At 62.1% G+C, this 6,725-nt stretch carries 10 protein-coding genes; 6 read left to right on the top strand and 4 right to left on the bottom strand.

The features are described from left to right. Nucleotides 1-56: 56 nt before the first annotated feature. Nucleotides 57-410, bottom strand: a complete 354-nt coding sequence (locus tag ACEW8Q_RS04955) for a YciI family protein (RefSeq protein WP_373502946.1) — start codon at nt 408-410, stop codon at nt 57-59. Between the two features lie 171 nt (nt 411-581). Between ACEW8Q_RS04955 and ACEW8Q_RS04950 the strand changes: the two genes are divergently transcribed. The 4 genes from ACEW8Q_RS04950 (at nt 582) to ACEW8Q_RS04935 (ending at nt 3,044) form a co-directional block, all read left to right on the top strand. Further along, nucleotides 582-1,043, top strand: coding sequence for a GatB/YqeY domain-containing protein (locus tag ACEW8Q_RS04950; protein ID WP_373502945.1), 462 nt, complete (start codon nt 582-584; stop codon nt 1,041-1,043). Nucleotides 1,044-1,068: 25 nt separating this feature from the next. After that, nucleotides 1,069-1,866, top strand: a complete 798-nt coding sequence (locus tag ACEW8Q_RS04945) for a class III extradiol ring-cleavage dioxygenase (protein ID WP_373502944.1) — start codon at nt 1,069-1,071, stop codon at nt 1,864-1,866. Between the two features lie 12 nt (nt 1,867-1,878). Continuing rightward, nucleotides 1,879-2,670 (top strand): class I SAM-dependent methyltransferase, encoded by a 792-nt coding sequence (locus ACEW8Q_RS04940; protein WP_373502943.1) that lies wholly within the window; start codon nt 1,879-1,881, stop codon nt 2,668-2,670. Nucleotides 2,671-2,747: 77 nt separating this feature from the next. Continuing rightward, a complete protein-coding gene (locus ACEW8Q_RS04935; protein WP_373502942.1) occupies nt 2,748-3,044 on the top strand; it encodes an HlyU family transcriptional regulator in 297 nt (98 codons plus the stop codon). A 5-nt stretch (nt 3,045-3,049) separates the two neighbouring features. On the opposite strand, the gene ACEW8Q_RS04930 is transcribed toward ACEW8Q_RS04935, so the two are convergent. Further along, nucleotides 3,050-3,664 carry a TIGR02466 family protein gene (locus ACEW8Q_RS04930; protein WP_373502941.1) on the bottom strand — a complete coding sequence of 205 codons (615 nt, stop codon included), beginning with the start codon at nt 3,662-3,664 and terminating at the stop codon, nt 3,050-3,052. Nucleotides 3,665-3,686: 22 nt separating this feature from the next. Beyond that, on the bottom strand, nt 3,687-4,139 hold the full coding sequence (locus ACEW8Q_RS04925; RefSeq protein ID WP_373502940.1) for a host attachment protein: 453 nt from the start codon (nt 4,137-4,139) through the stop codon (nt 3,687-3,689). Between the two features lie 96 nt (nt 4,140-4,235). Between ACEW8Q_RS04925 and ACEW8Q_RS04920 the strand changes: the two genes are divergently transcribed. Continuing rightward, the gene (locus tag ACEW8Q_RS04920) at nt 4,236-4,634 is read left to right on the top strand and encodes a hypothetical protein (RefSeq protein WP_373502939.1); all 399 of its coding nucleotides are present in this window, start codon (nt 4,236-4,238) and stop codon (nt 4,632-4,634) included. After that, the gene (locus tag ACEW8Q_RS04915; protein ID WP_373502938.1) at nt 4,631-5,536 is read left to right on the top strand and encodes a carbon-nitrogen hydrolase family protein; all 906 of its coding nucleotides are present in this window, start codon (nt 4,631-4,633) and stop codon (nt 5,534-5,536) included. The genes ACEW8Q_RS04920 and ACEW8Q_RS04915 overlap by 4 nt, the downstream gene beginning before the upstream one ends. Here the strand turns inward: ACEW8Q_RS04915 and ACEW8Q_RS04910 are convergent. Next, a complete protein-coding gene (locus ACEW8Q_RS04910) occupies nt 5,533-6,456 on the bottom strand; it encodes a hypothetical protein (protein ID WP_373502937.1) in 924 nt (307 codons plus the stop codon). The two genes, ACEW8Q_RS04915 and ACEW8Q_RS04910, sit on opposite strands and share 4 nt — an antisense overlap. Nucleotides 6,457-6,725: the final 269 nt, after the last annotated feature.

Genomic DNA, 6,725 nt, shown 5'->3' with positions numbered 1-6,725 from the left:
GCGGCCATAGCTCTGGCGGGCCGCCTGATCCGCCGCACGCGCAGCGGCTTCCGCCGTCATTCGTCCATTTGCATGACGGGGCGCACCTCGACCGAGGCATAGGCCGCGGCCGGGCACTTCGCCGCCCAGTCAAGGGCCGTATCGAGATCAGGCACGTCGATCACATAGAAGCCGCCAAGCTGTTCCTTGGTGTCGGAATAGGGCCCGTCCTGAACGTGCCGCTTGCCGTCGCGCACCCGCACGGTCGTGGCCATGGCGGGCGGCATCAGGCCGGCGCCGGAGACGACGATACCAGCCTGCTCCACGGCCTTGACATAGGCCGACCAGCTCGCCCAGTAAGCCGGAGCCTCGGCGCTGTCGCGCTTGGCCAAGTCTTCGGCGGTTTCGACGAATACGAGCATGTATTTCATGGCGTTTGGGTGTCCCTTCGGGTTGGAGTTTATCATGACTGCGGCGGGGCGGTCGATTCCACCCTGCATGCCATTGAGCCGCGAGGCTTGAGCATTTCGACAGGCCGAGCGAATTTTTTTGTAACATTGAGATTCAGGGACTATCTGAACGTCAGATCAGGGAGATATGCCATGGGCCTGCGCGAAGACATTTCAGCTGCCACCAAGGAGGCCATGAAATCCGGCGACAAGAAGCGTCTCTCGACGCTGCGCCTGATGAGCTCCGCCATCAAGGACAAGGATATCAACAGCCGCACCGACGGTCATGACTCAGTGCTCACACCGGATTCAGGGCTGGTGGAGCTCTTTGCGAAAATGGTGAAGCAGCGGCAGGAATCGGTTGCGGTCTACGAGCAGGGCGGACGCCCCGAACTGGCCCAGAACGAGCGTGACGAGATCGCCATCATCCAGTCCTTCATGCCGAAGCAATTGTCGGACGACGAGGCGAAGGACGTGGTGGCAGGCATCATCAAGGCCGTGGGCGCATCCACGGTCAAGGACATGGGCAAGGTCATGGCTGAGCTCAAGGCGAAGTATGCGGGGCAGATGGACATGGCCAAGGCCGGGGCCACCGTGAAGTCCCTGCTCGGATAGTCCAATCGCTTACGGGAGTTGCCAGATGAGCAATCGCATGCCCACCTTCTTCATTTCTCATGGTGGCGGACCGTGGCCGTGGCTTCCGCAGATGCGGGCGATGCTGAAGCCGCTGGAGGATTCACTCGCTGCCATTCCCGGCCAGTTGCCGGAGCCCGCCAAGGCCATCCTTATGGTTTCCGGGCATTGGGAGGAGCCTGACTTCGCGGTCATGTCATCTGCCAATCCGCCGATGGTCTATGACTATTCAAACTTTCCTGCCTTCACCTACGAGATCAAGTATGAAGCGCCGGGAGCGCCGGCACTTGCAGCCCGCACGCGTGACCTCATCGCCAACGCAGGGCTTTCCACCCATCTCGATCCTGCGCGGGGGTATGATCATGGTGTCTTCGCGCCCATGGCGGTGATGTATCCCGATGCGAGCGTGCCTACTTATCAGGTCTCGCTGAAATCCGGATACGATCCTGAGCTTCATCTTCAACTGGGCCGGGCGCTCGCTCCCTTGCGGGACGAAGGCGTCGTCATCGTGGGATCTGGGCTCAGCTATCACAATCTCCGCCGCATGGGCGAACCGGGCCGCATTCCGTCTGCGCAATTCGATGCGTGGCTCGATGCCGCCGTGACCAGCGAGCCTGAAAAGCGCGTGGAACTGCTGAAAGCCTGGGATACGGCACCCGCCGCCCGCATCTGCCACCCCGAAGAGGATCATCTCATTCCGCTGATGACTGCGGTGGGCGCTGCCGAGTCCGAGAAGGCCACCCGCATCTATTACGACAACAATGCCTACGGCGGCATCACGGCGTCGAGCTACCGCTTCGGGTAAGGAGAGCTTTCCATGAGCGAGCAGCCGCAGATCCGCTTCGAAGATGGGGCCGCCTACGAGTCGTTCATGGGCATATGGAGCCGATCCGTCGGCCAGCAGTTTCTTGATTGGGTGAAACCAGAGCCAGGACTGGACTGGATTGACGTCGGTTGCGGCAACGGTGCCTTCACCGAATTGCTGGTGGAGCGCTGCAAGCCTGCGCGCGTGCTGGGTTTCGATCCATCGCCCGCGCAGCTCACCTATGCGCGCGAGCGGCACAAGGCCGGGGTTGCGACGTTCGTTGAGGGCGATGCCATGGCCATTTCGGCCGAGGACAAGAGTTTCGATGCGGCCGTGATGGCGCTCGTCATCTTCTTCGTGCCTCAACCGGCGAAGGGTGTGGCCGAGATGGTGCGCGTGGTGAGGCCGGGCGGCGTGATCTCGGCATATGCCTGGGACATTCTTGGCGGCGGTTTTCCGCTGCACGTCATTCAGGAGGAAATGGAGTCCATGGGACTTCCGCCGCTTCTGCCACCGAGTGCAGAAGCTTCGCGCATGGACAATCTTCGCGGCCTGTGGACCGAAGCCGGGCTGACCGGCGTCGAGACGCGCGAGATCATCGTCGAGCGTACATTCGGCAATTTCGAGGAATTGTGGTCGATCAGCCAATCAGGACCGCGCCTCTCGCAGCTTCTCAAGGGGCTGACACCAGAGGCTCGCGAGGTCCTCAGGGAAAAGGTCAGGCTGAGGCTACCTGCAGGCGGCAGCGGCGCCATCACCACCGGTGCGCGGGCCCATGCAGTCAAGGGCAGGGTGCCCGCTTAGCCCTTGACCCATACATTGAAATCCGGTGATTGCACCGGTACGGTGGCGGCCATACCAATCAATCGAGGATGTTCACGATGTCATTCCTGAAGAAGCTCTTTGGCGGCGGCGACAAGTCCGGCGAGGCCGCACCGGCGGCCGCAAAGGCGCAGGTCGAGCACAAGGGCTATGTAATCAAGGCCATGCCCTACAAGGAGGGCGGCCAGTGGCAGACGTGCGGCATCATCGCCAAGAGCGTCAATGGCGTGCTGAAGGAGCACCGCTTCGTGCGCGCTGACCGGTTCTCGGATGAGGATTCAGCCGCCGACCATTCCCTCGTGAAGGGCCGCCAGATCGTCGATCAGGTGGGTGACAGGATGTTCGATCAGGGCTGAATCGTTCAGCCCAGGCAGTAGTTGAAGCTGACGCTTATCCGGTTGCCCTCGGCCCGGTTCAGCGGCACCTCATGACGGAGCCAGCTTTCCCACAGCATGAGGGTTCCGACCTTCGGGCTGAAATGCACATGCGACTTAAAGGCTTCGGGCGCGTTCTTCTTGCGCGGCGGCGCGGCCATGTGGAACCCAAGGCGCGGGTCTTCATAGACGATGGGGCCAGCACCTTCGGGCACGGCGACATAGTAGGTGCCGCTGATGACGGAGTTGGGGTGGATGTGGGACGTGTGCGAACCGCCTTCGGGCATGACGTTCACCCACAGGGAATCGCATACCGGCTTCATGCCGCGCAAATCCCAGTGCAGTTGCTTGGCATAGGCCAGCGCGTGCTTGTCGATCAGCTTCACCAGCCGCTCGAATTCGGGGAAGCGCCAGGGCAGGTCGTTCAGCGATGCGTATGACGTGTAGCCTGGATAACCATGCTTGTCGCACCATCTGAGACCGGCCACATCGTCCATGCTGAGCGACATGGCGACGGCCTCAAGCTCGCGGTTCAGTTTCGCGGGCGCGATGTCATCGGCGCGATAGATGCGGGTGACGAAGAGGTCATGTGTTTCAGCCATGGCCTCCCCGATAGCGGAGGGCTCAATCGCCTTCAAGCGCCTTGACGACGATGGCCGCGACATCCGCCGCGCTGTGCTTTGTCAGGTCCTTGTTGATTTCCTGCAGCGTCGCCTTCTGCAGCTGCAGAGACGCAGCCTTGCGATAGACGCCCAAGGCAACGGGCGGTGCCACGACGACCAGTTCCGTGAACTCGCCCGCCTTCAGATCGGCGTCCATGTCGGCCGCCATCTGCTGGATGAAGCGGTCCTCGGCCTGCTGATGGTAGTCGGTGGCGTCGATCGACGAGCGGTCGCCGCCCAGGCTGTTGACGCGTGGCGGCTTGTCGGTGCCAAGCTCACGGGTGGGGGGCGTATCGTTGTCATAATTCTTGACCGAACGGAGGTCAGGCTTGCCAACCTGGCCGACATTGCGGAAAACTTGCGCGCGACCGCCATCTGTCACCAGAACACGGGTATTATGGTTCAATCGATTCATTGAATCCTCCTTGATATACACTAATTCTGGCCCCGGCTTGAGGTTCCCGCCTTGCGGAAGATCAAATGTGCCGTCACTTTCTGGCGAGGAGACGTCATGCATCATCTGTTTCACTTCGAACGCCGCAAGCAACCTGTGGCAAGCAGAGGGGTGTTTTCCAAGCGCCTGCTGCGAAATGGGCTGTGGTCTATGGTCATCATTGCCGTCTCATTGGGCATCGGCATGGCAGGGTACATGGGTTTCGAGTATATGGGCGCCGTCGATGCCTTCGTGAATGCCGCAATGATCCTGTCGGGCATGGGGCCGCTCACACCGCTGTTCACCACAGGAGGGAAAATTTTCGCCGGGCTCTATGCAATCGTCTCGGGGCTGCTGCTCTTCGCCGTCGCTGGCCTTATCCTCGCGCCCATCTATCATCGCATCCTGCACCGGTTTCATGTCCAGGATGGCAATGATCCCGAACCTGCAGTGCCCACAAGGAAGACCAGACCATGAGTCGCACCCTTTCAATCGCCGCCGCGCAGTATCCGCTCTCCGAGATGGACAGCCTTGGCGAGTATGAAGCCAAGATCACCCGCTGGGTGGAGGAGGCCGTGAGGCATGGGGCGGAGCTTCTGGTCTTTCCGGAATACGCCGCCCTTGAGCTCGGTTCGCTGAGCGAAGCGGGCCGCGACCTGACGGGATGCCTCGGCGCGGTGTCCGCCCTCATCCCGGAGATTGACAGGGTTCACGCTGCCCTCGCGAAAAAGCATGGCGTCACCATCGTCGCCGGAAGCGCGCCGCAGCTTCGGCCCGATGGCTCGGTCGTCAATGTCGCCCACATCTTCGGGCCGAATGGCGCCAAAGGGCATTTCGACAAGATCATGCCGACGCCCGGCGAGCGCGAGACCTGGAACATCAAAGGCGGCCGCAGCCTCAAGGTCTTCGACATCGGCAAGGCGAAGGTCGGGCTCCTCATCTGCTACGACATCGAGTTCCCGCTGCTGTCGCGCGCGCTGGCCGAGGCGGGGGCAGACATCATCCTTGCGCCCTCCAACACCGAACTCGAACATGGCTACTGGCGCGTCCGTATCGGCGCCATGGCGCGGGCGCTGGAAAACCAAGTCTATACGGTCCATGCGCCCGTCGTGGGGCAAGCGCCGTTCTGCCCGGGGTCTCCCGTCAATGCTGGCGCCGCCGGGATCTTCGCGCCGTCCGACAAGGGATTTCCGCCGGGCGGCGTGGTGGCGTTGGGCGAGATGAACGCCGAACAATGGGTCCATGCCACGGTGGACCTCGGCCTCATGGCGCAGGTGCGGGCATCGGGAGCCGTGCAGACCTTCCGCCACTGGCCCGAGCAACCGGGCGCTGGACCGCTCCCCAAGGCCGAGGTCATCGACCTCACCGGCGAAGCTTAAGTCTGGTCGAGAATCTGGTCTTGCGGAAACGCCTTGGCGAGGGCCCGCCGCGCCGCGTGGCCTGCATCGAGATCGGTTGCATTGATGACGGCGAGCCTGAATCCGCCCGGCGGCATCGGATGGTCCTCCGGGGCCTTCACCTCGTGGAAGGTAACTTGCAGGCTCTTTACATCGGGCATGGCGCGGATGCGGAACTGAAACTCCAACGAGGGATGGCGGAAGGCATGGCCATGCGCGGCGAAGAGCGGAATGGAGTAGCCGTCGCGGCGATCATCATCGGCAAAGTACCATTCGCCCTTCGCGTAGAGCCGGACAAGGGCCTCGACCCAGCCCTCGCCATAGAGGTCGCACCACTGGTCGGCAAAGCGCAGGTGTGCTTCGATGATGAGTCCGCCGATGGTCTCGAAATTGATGATGCCGGTGTAGCCTCGCATGTGCTCAGAGGTCCATCGGGAGAGGTAGGTCTCAAGATCGGGAAAGGGCTTGGCATGGATGGTCCAGTGCCGGAACATGCCGTCGAGCCATGGAACGCCCGTGGCGTGCCGGGCCCACACGATGCGGCCATCCTGAATGGCGCAGTCGGTCGAGACATGAGGGCCCCTCAGCAGTTCCATCCACATGTGGCCCGGCTGCGAGGCGTGGTCCATTTCACCCGCGCTGGCGATGACGCGGCTGCCGAGCCCCATGCCCTTGAGATTCACGATCGGCTTTGAAAACACCGGATAGCGATCAGGCGGCACGCCGTGCGGACCGCAGGCAATGCCCTGGCTCTCCGCCACCTTCAGCTTGTCATAGATCCAGCGGTGGCGTGGATAGAGCGTCCAGCAATCGGGATCGTCCGTGGGGATAAGCACATCATCCGGGCACGGAACACTCTCGAAGTACTGGAACCTCCAGGGGTCTCGCTCAAGGACGGGCATGGCCGGAAACTATCATGGCCATGCTGCCAGGCAATGTCAGTTAGAGCAACCGGCGGTCGATTGTCCGCCGATAGGTTGCTCGAAAGCTTTGAATCCGGCGCATTTTCCGCTTCGCAAATGTTTCCACTTGCTCGCCCAATGCGCTAGCGGATTTCCCAGGTGATGTTCACGTCGATCGACAGGGTCTGCTCGCCCGCGGCCACCGGGACGGGGGCGGGCATGGCCTCGGCGGCCATGGCCTTCGCGCGCATCGGCATCGGGGGCTGGTA

Source organism: Aestuariivirga sp. (assembly GCF_041738905.1).
Taxonomy (GTDB): Bacteria; Pseudomonadota; Alphaproteobacteria; order Rhizobiales; family Aestuariivirgaceae; genus Aestuariivirga.
This window is presented reverse-complemented; position numbering and strand designations above follow the sequence as displayed.

What these genes read in the sequence shown, in the direction of transcription:
- ACEW8Q_RS04955 (WP_373502946.1), bottom strand. Translation starts at nt 410, where the DNA reads ATGAAATACATGCTCGTATTCGTCGAAACCGCCGAAGACTTGGCCAAG.
- ACEW8Q_RS04950 (WP_373502945.1), top strand. Translation starts at nt 582, where the DNA reads ATGGGCCTGCGCGAAGACATTTCAGCTGCCACCAAGGAGGCCATGAAA.
- ACEW8Q_RS04945 (WP_373502944.1), top strand. Translation starts at nt 1,069, where the DNA reads ATGAGCAATCGCATGCCCACCTTCTTCATTTCTCATGGTGGCGGACCG.
- ACEW8Q_RS04940 (WP_373502943.1), top strand. Translation starts at nt 1,879, where the DNA reads ATGAGCGAGCAGCCGCAGATCCGCTTCGAAGATGGGGCCGCCTACGAG.
- ACEW8Q_RS04935 (WP_373502942.1), top strand. Translation starts at nt 2,748, where the DNA reads ATGTCATTCCTGAAGAAGCTCTTTGGCGGCGGCGACAAGTCCGGCGAG.
- ACEW8Q_RS04930 (WP_373502941.1), bottom strand. Translation starts at nt 3,664, where the DNA reads ATGGCTGAAACACATGACCTCTTCGTCACCCGCATCTATCGCGCCGAT.
- ACEW8Q_RS04925 (WP_373502940.1), bottom strand. Translation starts at nt 4,139, where the DNA reads ATGAATCGATTGAACCATAATACCCGTGTTCTGGTGACAGATGGCGGT.
- ACEW8Q_RS04920 (WP_373502939.1), top strand. Translation starts at nt 4,236, where the DNA reads ATGCATCATCTGTTTCACTTCGAACGCCGCAAGCAACCTGTGGCAAGC.
- ACEW8Q_RS04915 (WP_373502938.1), top strand. Translation starts at nt 4,631, where the DNA reads ATGAGTCGCACCCTTTCAATCGCCGCCGCGCAGTATCCGCTCTCCGAG.
- ACEW8Q_RS04910 (WP_373502937.1), bottom strand. Translation starts at nt 6,456, where the DNA reads ATGCCCGTCCTTGAGCGAGACCCCTGGAGGTTCCAGTACTTCGAGAGT.